Here is a 730-nt window from a genome sequence, read left to right on the forward strand (position 1 = left end):
TTTTTTAACATCACGTTGGATGATTATGTTGCCATTACTATCTTTTTTACCTTGAGAATAGGCATAGTAGAGACTGGTTGCAGCATCAGCGTAACCCAATTTGATTGCTTTGAGGTTCCACTTTAGCGCTTCATCCAAAGTCTCAGGCTCCAACAAAAAGTAGTACAAGGACAGCATCGCAGGGGCGTAGCCTTGGTTGGCTGCGATTTTTAGGTATTTTATTTTTTCCTCTACATCCTTCCAATACGAACTGTATTTTAGAAATCCGTAACCTTGATTATTAATTGCTACTTCATAGATATCTCGGTGTCTTTTGTACTTATAAATAGGAATAAACTCCCACCATTTTATTTGCTTAATTGCGAGGGCGAACATAGCTTTTCCATTTTCGTTAGCGGCTTGTTTTTCCCAGCCATCTATAGCTTTAGATTTCCAACTAGGGTCACATGGCCAACCTAAATAACTACAAGGGCTATTTCCGTTAAGCTCTTTTCCTGCTAATACGCCCATAGCCCAAGGGTCGCCCATATTGGCGGCTTTTAAAAAGGTCTGCCCCGCTTCAAACTGTTGGCGGTTTTTATACTGTGTAACACCTAGCCAGTAAGTCGCGTACGCACTGCCTTGGTCTGATTGTTGTTGAAAAATCTGCTCAGCTTGTGGGTACTGTTTTTGGTTAAACAGTCGGATCCCTTGTTCAACAGGTGTTATCGCCCACACGTTGCTGCTGCAA

The 730-nt window shown here is 42.1% G+C and carries 1 protein-coding gene; it reads right to left on the reverse strand.

The features are described 5' to 3' along the window. Window positions 1-730, reverse strand: a 730-nt coding sequence (locus tag QTN94_RS20165) for a sel1 repeat family protein (RefSeq protein WP_443088819.1), incomplete at both ends; no start/stop codon positions are given.

This window comes from Vibrio sp. M250220 (genome assembly GCF_036533795.1).
Taxonomy (GTDB): domain Bacteria; phylum Pseudomonadota; class Gammaproteobacteria; order Enterobacterales; family Vibrionaceae; genus Vibrio.